We start from the raw sequence: 15498 nt of genomic DNA, 5'->3' as shown, positions 1-15498 counted from the left end.
GTCGTTGTAGGAGGATGGCTCGCGGTCTTCCGCCACGTGAAGGCGTTCTGTACCCTGAGCGTAGGCTATGGCACACGCGCGCCAGGTATGGTCCGCGCGCGGTACACTCTTCCGCCCCGGACCCATGTCAGATGAGGAGACGCGATGAGCGAGCGAAGCGAACCGCGGGGATTCCCCCGATCGAAGCGTGTGTACTTGACCGGTTCACGCCCCGATATTCGCGTTCCGATGCGCGAAATAGAACTCACATCTGCCGCAGGCCAGAGCGAGTCCGATTCTCCTGTCCGCGTGTATGACACGAGTGGTCCCCACGGAGATCCGGATATTCAGGTCGATCTTCTGCACGGACTGCCGCCTCTGCGAGAGAAATGGATCCAGGATCGCGACGACGTCGAGTCCTACGAGGGCCGTGGAATCCGACCCGAGGACAACGGTCGCAGCGGGGTCGAAGTGGATTTCCCGGGCACGCGTCGTCACGCACTCCGTGCCCGTCCCGGCAAGAACATCACCCAGATGCACTACGCGCGACGCGGAGAGATCACACCCGAGATGGAATTCGTCGCGCTGCGCGAGAACGTCGAGCCGGAACTGGTGCGAGACGAGATTGCACGCGGTCGAGCGATCCTCCCGAATAACGTGAACCACCCGGAATGCGAACCGATGATCATCGGTCGAAAGTTCCTGGTAAAAGTCAACGCCAATATCGGCAACTCCACCGTGAGTTCCTCGATCGACGAAGAAGTCGAAAAGCTGCTCTGGTCGACTCAGTGGGGAACCGACACGGTCATGGATTTGTCGACGGGCGCCAATATCCACACGACGCGCGAGTGGATCATCCGCAATTCCGCGGTCCCGATCGGTACAGTGCCCATCTATCAGGCGCTCGAGAAGGTCGGCGGCCAGCCCGAAGAACTGACCCTGGAACTATTCCTGGACACCTTGATCGAGCAGGCGGAGCAGGGAGTCGATTACTTCACGATTCACGCAGGTGTTCGCCTGCCTTACGTACCGCTCACGGCTAGTCGTACGACGGGTATTGTTTCGCGCGGCGGCTCGATCCTGGCCAAGTGGTGCCTCGCGCATCACAAAGAGAACTTCCTGTACACGCACTTCGACGAGATCTGCGAGGTCATGAAGGCCTACGACGTGGCCTTCTCGCTCGGCGATGGCCTGCGCCCGGGATCGATCGCCGACGCGAACGATGCCGCACAGTTCGCCGAACTCGAAACGCTCGGGGAACTGACGACAAAAGCCTGGGAACACGACGTCCAGGTGATCATCGAAGGCCCCGGACACGTCCCGATGCACCAGATCAAGGAGAACGTGGACAAGCAATCCGAACTCTGTCACGAGGCGCCCTTCTACACCCTGGGACCGCTCACGACCGATATCGCGCCGGGCTATGACCACATCACCTCGGCGATCGGAGCCGCCATGATCGGCTGGTTCGGAACGGCCATGCTTTGCTACGTAACACCCAAGGAACACCTGGGACTGCCCAATCGCGAAGACGTGCGCGCGGGAGTCATCACTTACAAGATCGCGGCTCACGCCGCCGATCTCGCGAAAGGACACCCCGGCGCCCAGTCGCGAGATGACGCAGTATCGAAGGCGCGCTTCGAGTTCCGTTGGGAGGACCAGTTCAATCTTTCCCTCGACCCGGAAATGGCGCGCAGCTTCCACGACGAAACCCTGCCCGCAGATAATGCCAAGGCCGCACACTTCTGCTCGATGTGCGGACCCAAGTTCTGCAGCATGGAGATCACGCAGCAGGTTCGCGACTACGCCGCCAGACAAAAACTCGGAGAGAAAGACGCAATCGGATCCGGCTTGCAGGAAAAGGCTCAGGAGTTTCGCAAAGGCGGTTCCGAAATCTACAGCTGAGAAGCGATCCGGCTACACACCCTGCCGATCGGCTCCCCAGATGTACTTGTGCAACTGAAGGTTCAGGTGCGCGTCGAGTCCGTCTTCGAGCATCCAGGCAACCAGATCCTGCGGGTCCATCTGCCCGTGTACGGGCGACAGATGCACCGGAACCTTCTCGTCGAGATCGTTCTCGCGGATCAAACCGCGCGCCCACTCGTAGTCCGCGCGATCGCATAGGACGAACTTGAGTTCATCGCCTTCGCGCAATCGCTCCAGGTTCGAAAAATCGACGCGCTCCAGCATTCCGCTTCCGGGTGTCTTGATATCGACGATCACGTGCGCCCGGTCGTCGAGCAACGAGATATCGCGATGCCCACCGGTCTCGACGAGCACCTGATGACCGATGTCGAGGAGAGACTCGACCAGTAGAGGTACATCAGGTTGCGTCAAAGGCTCCCCGCCCGTGATCTCGACCAGCGAGATGCCGAGCTCGGTCACGCGCTCGACGATCTCGGCGACGCTCAAGCGCTCCCCGCCAGTGAACGCCTGGTCTTCATCGCAATAGCTGCAGCGAATATCGCAGCCGACCGTGCGCACGAACGTGCAGGGCCAACCTGCGAAAGTCGACTCTCCCTGTAACGAGCGGTAGATCTCCTTGATGGGGATCGTCGCAACCCGTTCAGCCATAGAGCATCGAGCGGTTCCGCACGATTTCGCCGATCACGGCTTCCATCCGTTCGGGATGGGCGTCGAGATCCTCGACCTGGACACGACCGATGCGATCGCCACCGGACTTCGGCGCAGCCCACGGCAAGGCAGAACTCATCTGCTCCACCAGACCCGTCACATTCATCGGCCGCTTTTCGTCGTTGCATCCCAGGACCAGCAACTCATCACCTTCGCGGGCCGAAAGCGACAATCGCGCTCCGGTCATATTGCGCAACTTCCGACCGATTTCTCCCGGATCGAGTTGCGACGGCACCCTTGCCACAGCCATCTCGTATTCGCCGAAATGGACGATGCGCGGATCGTTCTCTTCTACCCACTCTTCCTCGGCTCGGTATACCGCCTCCGCCTCGACGATTTCCGCGGGTTTGCCCGAAAGCACGGGTACGATATCGGCTCGATGCTCACCCGGATTCGCCGCGAGTGATTTCGTCAAGCCTGCGAACTTATAACCCCATTTCACCATGTCGTTCTCGGACAGACGTCGGGCCGACGCATCGAGCAGCTTGTCGGTAAAACGACTGCGCCTTTCGGTTACCTGATTGACGGCAGCCAGGGGGCTGGAGGCATTGTCGACGATCAACAGAGAATCGGAACCGATGACCTCGCGCATACGTTCTGCGTCTTCGACTGGCCACTCGTGATTGTCCAGCCACTGTATGCGACCCCGAAACAGTTCGACGGTATCCAGGACATCCTTGGCGTGAGGTTGGGCCGTGAAACCAACCATCACAATATCGACATTGTCGGGAATGTCGTTCGCCGATCCCTTGAAGAAATCCATCAAGCCGTCCTGAGGCACCACACGGAACGACACGATGTTGCGTCGGTCACGAGCGAGCACGAGTGCGGCGAGTACGGAATCCGGTTCGTCACAGACCACGATGGCAGCGCGCGAGCGGCGAACGCGGGGAGGTTCGACGATCTCGGGAGTTTCCTCGGCAGCGGCGGCCTCGTCGAGCACGGCCTCTACTTCCAGATCGACCTTGTCTTCCGGCCCCACCGGCTGAGTTTCGCCATCGTCGGGTTTTTCCTCGACATCGGCGGTCTCGGCGACCTGCTCACCCAGGAGCTCGCCGCCATCCCCCTTCGCTGCGTCCGCATCGAGCATCGCAACGGCAAGTTCCTCCCCCGATTCTTCGGGTCGAGAAGTCTCATCGCTCCGCCCCCGCCGCCGTCGCCGCGAACGCCGTCGCGGACGTCCGGCACGATCATCGAGTTCCGCCGACTCTCCCCGATCGCCGTCCGCACTCCGCTCCGTGGCATCGGCGATCTCCGAACGATCGCCGCGTCCCGGTCGATCACCGGATTCCGAACGATCGCCGCGTCCCGGGCGATCCCCGGATTCCGAGCGATCCCCGCGTGCCGAGCGATCCCCGGATTCCGAACGATCGCCGCGTCCCGGTCGATCCCCGGATTCCGAGCGATCCCCGCGTCCCGGTCGATCCCCGGATTCCGAGCGATCCCCGCGTTCCAAACGGACACGATCGGAACGCCCGCGCGAATCTCGGCGATCTCGCTCGGCCCGAGAAGCACCGCTGGATCGCTCGTGGCGGACGGTAACCGTGGTCGTGGACATGAGCCTGGCCGGATCCCCCTCTCCACTGAGCACGGTGAGAATCTGTTGGGCATCAGCCGCGATGTCCTCGCACGAAAGGACCAGGCGCGGAATGCCGGACGCCCCTGGCGCCCAGAAGTCGAGTTCGGATTGCAGCCGCAGACATCCTGCAATCAACCCGGGAACATGTCCCAACTCGACTTTGGAACGAACCGCTCCGATCAGAGGCCGCCCGGAGCCATCTACACCGACCCAGTCGATCGGATCCGCCCCTTCTTCGTTCCACGGCAACCAGCGGGCTGCGACACGCGCGCCCACGGCAACTGCGATCTGATCGACGACCTCGGCCCGCTGAGCGGCTTCGCCCTCGAGCAGGCGGTCTTCCTGCGCCAGTTTGAGGATCACGTCGGGCAGTTCGACGCCCCAGCGAGAGATATTGGCTTCGTTGATGCGAATTTCGCGACTTTCCGGCAGGAGCATATTGACCGAAACGCCATCCCCCTGCTGTGACACCCAGGCGATCCGTTCCCCGCACAGGTAAAGAACCTGGTTTGCACCGGCGGAACGCATTGCCCCGCGACCTGTCAACGCAGCAGCGCCGTCGAGCACCCGAACGACGCGATCAAAGAGGGTCGCCGCTCCGTCGATCTCGCCCCCGGCGCCGTTTTCCGGATAGCGCTCCAAGTCGAAAACCGCGTCCTTACCGTCTGCCAGTGAAGGCATTGCCACCAGACTCAAGGCTGGCCCACGCTGCGCGGCCGCCGCGGCCGCCGCGCGAGTGTTTTGACCGATCACCGGTGCGACGACCAGCGCCGAACTGAGGATCTCGGGATCCCCGCCTCTGAATGCGGCAACCCAGGCCCAGCCCAGCAGATCGAGTCCGTCGTGGCTACTGACCACCACCGCAGTCGAGCGGGCGCCGTCTAGCAGGCCCACGCCCAGTTCCAGGCCCTCGGGGGCCCCTTCGATAGCATCGAGGCTGCGAATATCCTTCAGCCCCAGTGGTTTGAAATCTCCAACTCGATCGAGCAGCCGGGGGGCGCTTCGACGGCCCCAACCTCGCTTCCTCACGTAGAACCTCCCATTTTGCTCCCGGCGCGTTGGCTCTGGAGGGGTGGCGCTAGGGCGCCTGCCGAACAGCGCGGGTCTAAATCCGCCCCGCGAAACGGCGGGACACCTAGCCTGACTGTATACAATCGGGAGCCTTCAGGCCCGCGCGAGCCGACCCTGGAGAACAAAATCCTCAGCCCGACCCGTGGAGCTTGCGATACTCGTCGAGCGCGAATCGGTCCGTCATTCCCGAAATATAGTCCGCAATCGCGCGCTCGATCGGCTCCTGGCCGATGCGCTCACGGACCTGGAAAGGCAATCGTTCGGGTTCGGAACCGTAAGCCGACCACAGGCCTCGCAGGATGCCCCCCGCGCGATCTGCCATCTCGATGACCTTCGGGTGGCGGTAGAAATGCTCCGTCAGGTGCCTGGCCGCGTCGCGCGTCTCCTTGCGAACCGCGCTCGAAAACCCGACCAGGGGTCGCTCGCAGACTCGGACTTCTTCGGGCGTGCGAATCTCGCAATCTTCGAGTTCCGCACTCGTCGTCTCGATGAGGTCGGTGGCGAGAATGTCGATCAAGCTCACGGTCGCGCGCGTGCGCAAGACGCGGCGATCTCTCGCGCCCTCCTCTTCCGCACACGCCAGCGCCCTGCGCCAGAGCGAGAGTTCCGACAGACGCTCCCAGTCGAGCAGACCGGCGCGAAGTCCGTCGTCGATGTCGTGCGTATGGTAGGCGAGTTCATCGGCCAGGTTGGCAATCTGCGCTTCGAGCGACGCGTGCCGATCGATCTCGGGCAACGGAACGGGATGGGAGTAGCGGGGAAAACTCGTGCCGTGCTTGAGCAGACCCGAGCGGGCCTCGAAGGTGAGGTTCAAACCGGCGTACCGATCTGATCGCACTTCGATCCAGTCGACGATACGCAGACTCTGTCGATTGTGTTCGAAACCGCCCTGCTCGCGCGCAAGATCGTGCAGCACGTGCTCCCCGGCGTGGCCGAATGGTGGATGTCCCATGTCGTGCGCCAGTACGATTGCTTCGGTCAGGTCTTCATTGGCGCCCAGCGCACGCGCCACTGTGCGCGCAATCTGCGAGACCTCCAGTGTATGGGTGAGACGATTGCGGAAGTGATCGCCACCCGGAAACGGCAATACCTGCGTCTTGTACTGCAGACGCCTGAAAGCTCGCGAATGAAGGACTCGATCGCGGTCCCGTTGGTACTCCGTTCGGTAGGAGTGCGGTACCTCGGAAAAGAGGCGGCCGCGAGTATCGCGCGAACGAAGCGCATACGGTGCGAGCTGACCGTCTTCCTGTTTCTCGATCCGCTCGCGCCCCAGCACGGACTAGGGTTCCCGGGTCTTCTCCTCGATCAGACGGTCGAGGCGCTTGCGGTCGACATCGCTCAGTTCCTCGTGCTCCACCTGGATGCGGGGAGCTGCGCTTACGTGGGGCTGCGCCGATTTCTTGGGCAAACCGACGGCCTCGCTATAGCGCTCACTGATCGGCCCGGTGACCTCGGTCAACCACACTCCCACTTCCGCGACCGAGCGAACGCGAATCGAGAGCGTTTGGGTGTCATTGTTCCAGGCGGGCTCGAGCCACGCGAAGGCAACGAGGCACAGACTTGCGATGGTGAGTAGGCGGAGCAAAACGCCGATAAGGGTAGCCGGCGCTTACCCGGGCGGCCAGCCAAAGCTGCGACCGCCCAGAAGATGAAGATGGATGTGGTAGACGGTCTGTCCGGCGGCCGGATTCGTATTGAACGCGAGCCGGTAGCCATCGTCAGCAAAACCTCGTTCTCGCGCGAGCTGTGCAGCCACCTGAACCATTTCGCCAACCAATTCCCTGTCCTCATCCTCGACCTCGAGCGTCGACGCAATGTGCTTGCAGGGAATGATCTGGACGTGTGTGGGCGCCTGCGGATGGATGTCCTCGAAAGCGACGAGTCGTTCGTTCTCGAAAACGATCGTCGCGGGAATCTCCTTCGCAACAATCTTGCAAAACAAGCAATCGGCCATCCGCCCTCCTCCAGCACGAAAACGCTGCCTGAGTATACTGACTCGATGAATTCTTCAACCCTTCCCGAACGCCTCCTGCTCGGCCCCGGTCCGAGCAATGTCGCGCAACCCGTACTCGATGCTCTCGCGCAACCGATGATCGGCCACCTTGACCCGGCCTTTCTCGCCATCCTCGATCGCGTGCAGGAGCGTCTGCGCGAAGTTTTCCGCTGCGACTCCGGCCTCGCGCTCCCGATTTCGGGCACCGGCAGCGCCGGCATGGAAGCTTGTCTGGTCAATCTGCTGGAGCCGGGAGACTCGGCGTTGATCGCCGTCCAAGGAGTGTTCGGAGAGCGCATGGTCTCGATCGTCGAGCGCTGCGGCGCGCGGCCCATTCGGGTCGAAGCGGAGATGGGTCTGGACATCGCTCCCGAACGCATGATCGATGCCATTCACTCGCACAAGCCCGACCTGATCGGCCTGGTACACGCAGAGACTTCGACCGGTGTGGCGCAAGAAATCGAACCGATCGCACGGGCCGCGCGGGATTCCGGCGCCCTGGTGGTACTGGATTGCGTGACGTCACTGACCGGCATGGACGTTCGTTTCACAGATTGGAGCGTCGACGCCGCGTATTCCGGTACCCAGAAGTGTCTGGCGTGTCCGCCGGGGCTATCACCGGTCGCCTTCGGTCCGCGGGCGCTCGAGCGCATCGACCGGCGCCGAAGCCCCGTGCAGAGCTGGTACCTGGATCTCAGCCTGATCGGTCGCTACTTCGGCGGCGAACGCGTCTATCACCACACCGCACCCATAAGCATGATCTTCGCGCTCGACGCCGCACTCGAACGCGTGCTCGACGAAGGACTCGAAGCCCGTTTCGCACGACATCGTGCGGCCCATGAGTACCTGGTCGAGGGGCTCGAAGAACTCGGCTTCCGCTTCCTCGTGGATCCCCATTGCCGTCTCCCAATGCTCAACACCGTGATACCGCCGGTGGACGACGAAGCCGCATTGCGGCGAAAGCTACTCCAGGATCACGGCATCGAGATCGGCGGAGGACTGGGAAAGCTGGCGGGGAGTGTATGGAGAATCGGGCTGATGGGAGAGAACGCGAGAACCGAGGTCGTCAGAATTCTCCTGGATGCCCTACGCGGAGAACTCTAGACGGCCCGACAGATCGACCGGAATCGGCCCCTCGGCGGGGTCAAGAAGCGAAGGGCAAGGAGAAACTCAGCGGGTAGCAGATGCCGAGGACTCGCCCACGGGTCTGGTTCCAATCGAGATTCCATCCAGGCCAATGCCAATGCTGGCCCGCAGAGGAATCCAGCGATCGATTCCGAGCCATCGCGTGACCGGCAGCGAAACACTCGCACCTGCACCATCGCTGCGCACTTCAAACGCGAAACTCGCATCCGCGAAGCTGGTTCGCGCTCCGAGTTTGATATCTCCGTCGACGTCGAAACGCGCGTAGACATCGCCGTCGAGGCGCCGAGCGCGGGCGATGCAGTACATCTCCAGTGGACACTCCACCTTGTCGGCCAGGGCGTGGCTCACTTTCAAGTCCTGACGCCCCCGTGCGAGCTTGAACTCACTGAGATGCTCGCCGACCGGACTGGCGTTTTCCGAGTCCATCCCGAAAGCGCGATGCAGAGCCAAGACGTTGTTGCGATCATCACCGAACACGAACGGTTCTACGCTCACGACGATACCCGTATGAACAGCAACGTCGAGCCGCCGCAAGGCATCGAGCACAACCGAGCTTCCGTCCTTCGATTCGAGCGAACGGTCCTCGAGGCCATCGGCCAACTCACCGATCAGCGCCAACGTCTCCGCTGCAGGCAGTTTGAACTCGTCGGACTTTGGGGGAGCCTGAACGGCGATCAAGAGCGCATCCGCGTCACCCAATGCGAAACCCAACGAATGAAATCCGATGCCACCGAGAGCCTCGACACTCACGAGGATGGGGCGCGGAAGCTGTCGCAGATAATCGGTTTCGGCCTTCGGCAGCACGAGCAGGCCGTCGACCCAGATTTCCGAACGCTGTGCGTCGCGCGAATCAGCCGGAAGGGTCTCGAGCCAGCCGCGCGCTTCTGCCGAACGCGATCCCTCCGGGAGTAGCTGAAGATAAGCGTCGGCCGCGTTCCGAAGATCGCTACCATCGGGTCGCCAGTCGCGAAAGATGCGCGCCGGTGCAGAGACCGCCAGATTCATGGGGCTCAACGCATCCCGCCACGCGTCGTAACCCGCATTGCTGAAGCTCATACCATCGGTAGCGAGTGCTGAGCCGCCTACCCAACCCAGTTTCCGGGAACGCTCGTAATCTTTGAGTTCCCGCTCGAGAGCTATCTCGGGATTCAAACGCGGGTCGTTCAACCATTCGCGCGCGATCTCACCTGCCAGATCCTCCCGAGATCCAAGCATGGAGAGATCCGCAAGCGCGTCGCTCCGATTTCCGGACAGATAGCGTGCGGTCGCACGCGCCAGTTCGGCATCGGGACGGTCGACGGCCAGCTCTTCGGCGCGTTCGAAGTTCCCCGTCAGCAGCGCCGCCGCCAGGGGCGCCTCCCAGGTTTCGATATGGACCGGGGCCGCAGCCACCTCGGGCAGAGGAAGAGACTGAGCTTCTTCCTGCATGTCGACGAGGTCCAGCAGTTCTTTCGCCCGTTCCGCGCTGCCTTCGAAGCTGAGCGCTCGGCGCGCGGAGTGGGCCGCCCGCCAGAGTCGCCCCTGCTCGAGGGCCGTTTCGGCAGCGCTGATCAACCGTTCGGCGCGCTCGGCACGTTCTCTGCGGAGCAACTGCTGATAGGGCTGGTTGTCCTCATCTGGGAGTTCACCGAAGCGCTGCTCAAACGCCAGCAGCGCAAGCGCGCGATCCTCGGGTTCGGAGCGATCATTCCAGTGCGCCAAGCCCGAGACCAGCTTGCGAGCACCGTGAAGAAGGCGCGTCGGAGAAGCCTGCGACACCGCCCGAACCCCGAGATCTACCGTATGCGCGAGCACCCGTCCAAAACGACGCCGCTTCTCATCTTGCAGGAGCTTCTCGGCTCGCTGAACGCGTTCTCCCGAGGTCATCGGAGCGGGCGTCTCCAGCAACAAGGTCTCGTACTCGGCCGGTGCCTCGGCCTCTGCAGACTTTGCGACTGGATTGAACAACAGGACGATCAAGCCTGCGACAAGTGCGACGATGACCAGGCGAACGCCCACTCGAAAGGCTTCTTCACGACTAGGGTGCATGTGTTTTGCTCCCCTCGTGGAAGGCGATCAGAGCTTCGATGCGTGTCTCCGCTTCCCGCCGCAGGCCCGGCGATCGATCGTCGACGGCGAGTTCATAGGCGGCGAACGCTTTGTCGAGCAGCTTCTCGTACTCCTGCGCGCGTTCGAGACCTGATGACGGGCGCTTGTGCAGGCGGGAACGCATCGCGGAATCCGCGTAGAGATCTCCAAGCCGGATCAGGTGTTGTGCATGGCGCTTGGAATCGGGGTTGTGTTCGATCAGTCGTCGGCAGGCCAAAATCGCCAGAGCGGTTTCGCCGCGGCGCGCGAACCAGTCGACGCGCAGCGTCTGCCAATCCTCGACTTCTTCCCAGGCCAGAGCCGATCGCGGATTTCCGCGGTAGTGAGCAGCAAGAGAGCGCCAGTCGTCAATGCGCGTCTCGATCCCGATGGGTTTCGTTTCGCTCCCGGTACTTCTCTCCAGCGGTCTACCGAGCCTGGCGAAGGCGACCATGGCAGTGGCGTCATCAACCGCGAGATCGGCCAGAACCGAGCCCGACTGGGCAACGCGAGAGTAAGCCTGCTCGGCCTCTGCGTAGCGGCGCATACGCTCGAAAATGCGAGCCCGTGCGAACTCGATGACGTGGTCCACGTTCTCCCAGTTGCCGTCCTTGCGCTCTCGTTGCCGCTTCAATCGGTCGAGCTTCCAGAGCAGAACGGGAAAGATCCCCCGGCCATCGCGCATGACCGGTCTCGGGTAGCGGTACGGGTCTTCGCGCAAGTTGATGCGCAGTTCGCTCACGATTGTCGTGAGGGTTTCGCCTCCGGACCACGCTTCGACCTTCCCGGGCCGGGAAGACGTCGTTCCACAGCCCACCATCAGGCAGAGCAGAGGTGCAAACAGGGCTATTTGGCGCAGTTGGAGCACGCCGGTATGGTTTGCAGGGCGCGTGCCGAACGAATCTCAACGGCAGATGTGGCCGCAAACCCCCTTCGCGCCGTCTGGCATCGGTGGTGCGCAATGACCGAGTGCGAAGCCCTGTTCGCATCTGGAGGGAAGGTTCGAGCCGATGCGCAACTCGGAACCAGAACTCAACGTTTGGGTTCTTGCCAGTGCTCCGGAACGCCAGCGAGCGACGCCTCGATCTGCAACTCTCGCAATCTGCGCTCAGCGGTCTCGAGAGAGCGTCGATCGCGTTTGAGTTGCGCGCGCAGTCGCTGCACTTCGGGATCGGTCGGCAGCGAGCCGCCGGTCGGTGAGTAGCCCCAATCCGCAGTCGCACTCTCGCGCAAGCGCGTCTTCGATACTTCGAGAACGGCCTCCAGTTCCGCTACCTCCTGGTGCGCCTGCGAGAACTCGCGCTCCCAGGTTTCGCGATCGCGGCCACCGGGTTGTGTCTCGACAACCGGTGCGACCACCGGCAACCGAGGACGCAAGAGCCGATTCAGATCCAGGGATGGCCGGGTCGTGGGTGTCGTGGGTGCATCGGGTGAAGACCCGACGGCCGGCTTGGAGCCTCCGGATACGCCAGATTTCACGGACGATTCACGACCCTGGCGGGCCGCATCACCTTCCGGAGCCGGCACGCGGGAGTCGATGGCGGGCTCTTCCTTCGCTGTCTCCAGATTCGCACCCGTCGCACCGTCCTGCGCGCACGCAGGAAGCGGAACAAGGACTAGAAGTAGCATCAGAGTCACTCTCATTGGACCCCGATTATACGCCAGAGAATGGTCGGTTTGAATCAAGCCAGACCGGCGACAGGCCGAAAAAGCGGAAAACCCGGTTTCCCAGGCCTGCGCGCGAAGGACGGTTTCGCTCATGGATCGAGAAAGACTGCATCGACTCCTCAGTCTTGGCTTCGAAAAGGGTGCGTCGGACATCCACTTCCAGGTCGGCTATCTGCCTCTGTACCGCTTCAACGGCGAACTCGTCGAATTGAAGTACAAGGTCCTGACAGCTGACGACACTGAAGCCATTGCCCGCCACTTGATTGAAGCCGACCCCGGCAAAGTCTTCGATGGCCAGAGCGAAATCGACCTCGCCTACGAGATTCCCAACGAAGGCCGGTTTCGCGTCAATATTTCGCGAGAGCGCCGCGCCCATAACATCGTGCTGCGAGTGATCCCGCTGACCATCAAGGATTTCGAAGAACTCAACTTGCCGTCGATCATGCTCGAGATCTCCACGGTGCAGCGAGGCCTCGTACTCGTCACCGGGGCTACTGGCATGGGCAAGAGCACGACGTTGGCCGCAATGCTCCAGGAGATCAACCGCCGGCGCAAGTGCAAGATCGTAACGATCGAAGATCCCGTCGAGTTCATCTTCCGGCACGAGAAAGCGATCATCACCCAGCGGGAGATCAAAACCGACACTGCGAGCTTCCCCGACGCACTGCACTCCGCTCTGCGCCAGGATCCCGACGTGATCATGGTCGGCGAAATCCGCGATGCGGAGACCGTGGACACGGCACTGAAGGCCGCCGAGACCGGACACGCGGTATTCTCGTCGATTCATACCAACGACGTGCTCACTACCCTGCGCCGTGTCTCGAGCTTCTTCCCTCCAGAGGAACAACAGCAGGTCCGAGAGCGCCTCGCCGACAACATCCAGGCGATCATCTCGCTGCGACTTCTGCCCGATAAACGCGGCACGGGACGGGTTCCCGCCGTCGAGATCATGCGCACGACTCGTTCGATTCGCGAGTGCATGCGCGACCCGAATCGCGCTGTCGAGATCCACGATCTCATCGAAAAGGGTCAGTCCGATATGCAGATGCAGACCTTCGACCAGCACCTCCTGCAGTTGTACCAGGCCAACAAGGTGAGGCTCGAAACAGCCCGGGATGCCGCATCAAACCCGCAAGACTTCGCGACCAAGCTGGCTCTCGAGGGCGATTCTTCGTTCGACGAGGCAGTTGAGATCGGCGACGAGAACAGATTCTAGTGCCCATTTCTGAAAGAGGAAATTAGATTCGTGGAGATCCTCGCCCTCTACACCTCTCCGGAAATGCTCCCGACCGCACTCGCGGCGGGCGCACGACACCTCGCAGCTGTGCTGCAAGGATTCGCCGTGGTCTATCAGATGGATGCCGTCGCCCGAGAACCCAGCGGTTGGGCCGGTTTCACCTGCGCGCAGGATGCACAGACCGCCGGGGAAGCACTTTCGGAGTTTCTCGCGGAAACCAACGCCTCTGAAAAGCCGATCCGCACGAGCACTCCGACAACCCCAGCCCGAATCTGGCAGCGCTCCGAAGGCGGCGTGTACGGATTCCCTCTGCGACACAACGGTCAGACGCGGGGAGTTGCCCTGCTCGGCTGTCCAGAAACCTGGCCACGCGTACTCAATGCGGAGATCGAATCGATCCTGCGCCAGATTACTCTGGTGCTCGACCATCACGCGGCTACTCAGAAGCCAGCCACGAATGACGAGCCCTCGGACGATCTACTGAAACTGAGCGAGCAACTCTTCGCACAGGACTTGGAGTTGATCAAGAAAGACGATCGGCTCCACGCTGTGGAACGACTCAAGAGCGACTTGATCGAAACCATGTCCTATGAGTTGCGCGCACCGCTCAACCGCATCATCGAACAAATCATCTCAGTGCTCGCAAATGAACACGAGAATCTGTCCGAACAAGGGCGTGGTTCGCTGCGTGGCGTGCTCGATGACGGCAACTCACTCATGCGAATGCTGCAGAACATCCTCGATCTGTGGCGTGTCAAGCAGGGAGAGATCCGCATCGAACTACAGGACGTGAACCTCGCCGAAGTGATCGAAGAGGCCATCTTCAACGTGCGGGACACAGTCAAACCCGACGTCGTGCTGTCAAAACTGATCCCGCCAAAGCTCCCGAAGGTGCGCACAGACCTGGCCAAGTTGAACCAGATCCTCTTTCACCTGCTCGACAACGCGACCAAGTTCACCAAGCGGGGACGCATCTCCCTGGAAATGGCTCTCGACAACGGCCAGCTGAGCTTTGCCATTTCCGACACCGGGATAGGCATTTCGCCCGATGATCGGAGCGAGATCTTCGAAGAGTTCCATCAGGTGGACACTTCGCCGGATCGCGACCACCGCGGCGCAGGTCTGGGACTCACACTCGCGAAAGCACTCGTTGAGCATCTCGGGGGCAGCATGTCCCTGACCAGCGAGATCGGTCGGGGCTCGCGCTTCGCCTTCGTCCTTCCGGTGGCCGTCCTCTAGCCAGATCGGGCCCTGGAGACCGGCGCTACACCGAAACCTATTGGAGGAACTCGTCCCGAAACGAGGCGACGGCTCCTGCGAACCAGCTACTCCGTATCGGGGAGCTTGATGCTCTCTTCCAGGATTTCCTGGTCGGGCAGGAGATGCCCCGCAGCAACCTCGCGCAGAGCCGTGACAACCGACTTGTTCTCACCGGCCCGGACCAGCGCGCGCGCTCCTCGCATGAGCTGCTTGGTTCGCACTGAAACCATGGAAACCAGGCTGAAGCGATTCCGCTCCCGTTCGGTGCAGTCTTCGATCGTAATGCGGGCCATTCGGATCCTCCGGTAGGGCCGGGACAATATCCCGCCCCCAGGAGCCCGTCAACGGGAGCGGCCGGGCGGGTCCGGAACACCTCCAGATGCTGCCTTCGAGAGCGGATTCGATGCTCGAGCCAGCGCCGTTCGCCCAGTGCTACGGCGGTTCGGATCGCGATGTTCCTGATGGGAACTCCCGGGACCCGGACACAGAGAAGCCCCCGTCGCCTGGCAGGCGACGGGGGCTCTCCTGAGGACCTCTAGCAGTCGGCTAGCGCCGTCGTCTGCGAGTGGTCTTCTTGCGAGTCGCCTTCTTGCGGGTCGCCTTCTTGCGTCCTGCCTTCTTGCGGGTCGCCTTCTTGCGTCCTGCCTTCTTGCGGGTCGCCTTCTTGCGTCCTGCCTTCTTGCGAGTCGCCTTCTTGCGAGTCGCCTTCTTGCGAGTCGCCTTCTTGCGAGTCGCCTTCTTGCGAGTTGCCTTCTTGCGAGTTGCCTTCTTGCGAGTTGCCTTCTTGCGAGTTGCCTTCTTGCGAGTCGCCTTCTTGCGAGTCGCCTTCTTGCGAGTCGCCTTCTTGCGAGTCGCCTTCTTGCG

At 62.0% G+C, this 15498-nt stretch carries 13 protein-coding genes and 1 pseudogene; 5 read left to right on the top strand and 9 right to left on the bottom strand.

From position 1 onward, the window contains the following. The first annotated feature begins 144 nt into the window (after window positions 1–144). On the top strand, window positions 145–1884 hold the full coding sequence (gene thiC / locus GY725_22085) for a phosphomethylpyrimidine synthase ThiC (protein MCP4006879.1): 1740 nt from the start codon (window positions 145–147) through the stop codon (window positions 1882–1884). A 12-nt stretch (window positions 1885–1896) separates the two neighbouring features. Here thiC and GY725_22080 read toward each other — a convergent pair whose 3' ends face one another. The 5 genes from GY725_22080 to GY725_22060 all read right to left on the bottom strand — a co-directional run bounded on the left by GY725_22080 (window position 1897) and on the right by GY725_22060 (window position 7217). Continuing rightward, window positions 1897–2553 carry a radical SAM protein gene (locus tag GY725_22080; protein MCP4006878.1) on the bottom strand — a complete coding sequence of 219 codons (657 nt, stop codon included), beginning with the start codon at window positions 2551–2553 and terminating at the stop codon, window positions 1897–1899. Between the two features lie 1340 nt (window positions 2554–3893). Then, a complete protein-coding gene (locus GY725_22075) occupies window positions 3894–4136 on the bottom strand; it encodes a hypothetical protein (GenBank protein ID MCP4006877.1) in 243 nt (80 codons plus the stop codon). Between the two features lie 1257 nt (window positions 4137–5393). Next, window positions 5394–6539: a deoxyguanosinetriphosphate triphosphohydrolase gene (locus GY725_22070; GenBank protein ID MCP4006876.1), complete on the bottom strand. Its 1146-nt coding sequence runs from the start codon at window positions 6537–6539 to the stop codon at window positions 5394–5396. Between the two features lie 3 nt (window positions 6540–6542). Beyond that, window positions 6543–6848, bottom strand: a complete 306-nt coding sequence (locus GY725_22065) for a hypothetical protein (GenBank protein MCP4006875.1) — start codon at window positions 6846–6848, stop codon at window positions 6543–6545. A 24-nt stretch (window positions 6849–6872) separates the two neighbouring features. Then, entirely contained in the window at window positions 6873–7217 is a 345-nt protein-coding gene (locus tag GY725_22060) for a histidine triad nucleotide-binding protein (GenBank protein MCP4006874.1), read from the bottom strand. 45 nt (window positions 7218–7262) lie between these two features. Here GY725_22060 and GY725_22055 point away from each other — a divergent pair, with 45 nt between their 5' ends. Then, entirely contained in the window at window positions 7263–8360 is a 1098-nt protein-coding gene (locus GY725_22055; GenBank protein ID MCP4006873.1) for an alanine--glyoxylate aminotransferase family protein, read from the top strand. Between the two features lie 66 nt (window positions 8361–8426). Here GY725_22055 and GY725_22050 read toward each other — a convergent pair whose 3' ends face one another. From GY725_22050 to GY725_22040, 3 genes are all read right to left on the bottom strand, one after another. Beyond that, window positions 8427–10430, bottom strand: coding sequence for a hypothetical protein (locus GY725_22050; GenBank protein ID MCP4006872.1), 2004 nt, complete (start codon window positions 10428–10430; stop codon window positions 8427–8429). Further along, window positions 10420–11337 (bottom strand): hypothetical protein, encoded by a 918-nt coding sequence (locus tag GY725_22045; GenBank protein MCP4006871.1) that lies wholly within the window; start codon window positions 11335–11337, stop codon window positions 10420–10422. The genes GY725_22050 and GY725_22045 overlap by 11 nt, the downstream gene beginning before the upstream one ends. Window positions 11338–11501: 164 nt before the next feature. Continuing rightward, window positions 11502–12098 carry a hypothetical protein gene (locus tag GY725_22040; protein ID MCP4006870.1) on the bottom strand — a complete coding sequence of 199 codons (597 nt, stop codon included), beginning with the start codon at window positions 12096–12098 and terminating at the stop codon, window positions 11502–11504. A gap of 130 nt (window positions 12099–12228) precedes the next feature. Here GY725_22040 and GY725_22035 point away from each other — a divergent pair, with 130 nt between their 5' ends. After that, complete coding sequence (locus GY725_22035) at window positions 12229–13353, top strand: PilT/PilU family type 4a pilus ATPase (GenBank protein MCP4006869.1); 1125 nt, start codon at window positions 12229–12231, stop codon at window positions 13351–13353. Between the two features lie 30 nt (window positions 13354–13383). After that, a complete protein-coding gene (locus GY725_22030; GenBank protein MCP4006868.1) occupies window positions 13384–14613 on the top strand; it encodes a HAMP domain-containing histidine kinase in 1230 nt (409 codons plus the stop codon). Between the two features lie 86 nt (window positions 14614–14699). Here the strand turns inward: GY725_22030 and GY725_22025 are convergent, their stop codons facing one another. Beyond that, window positions 14700–14927: a DNA-directed RNA polymerase subunit omega gene (locus GY725_22025; protein ID MCP4006867.1), complete on the bottom strand. Its 228-nt coding sequence runs from the start codon at window positions 14925–14927 to the stop codon at window positions 14700–14702. A 390-nt stretch (window positions 14928–15317) separates the two neighbouring features. Between GY725_22025 and GY725_22020 the strand changes: the two are divergent. Next, window positions 15318–15434, top strand: a pseudogene (locus GY725_22020) (IS5 family transposase). Window positions 15435–15498: the final 64 nt, after the last annotated feature.

Source organism: bacterium, from assembly GCA_024226335.1.
GTDB lineage: Bacteria > Myxococcota_A > UBA9160 > SZUA-336 > SZUA-336 > JAAELY01.
Note: the sequence above shows the minus strand (reverse complement) of the source record. Positions and strands in the feature narration are given on the sequence as shown.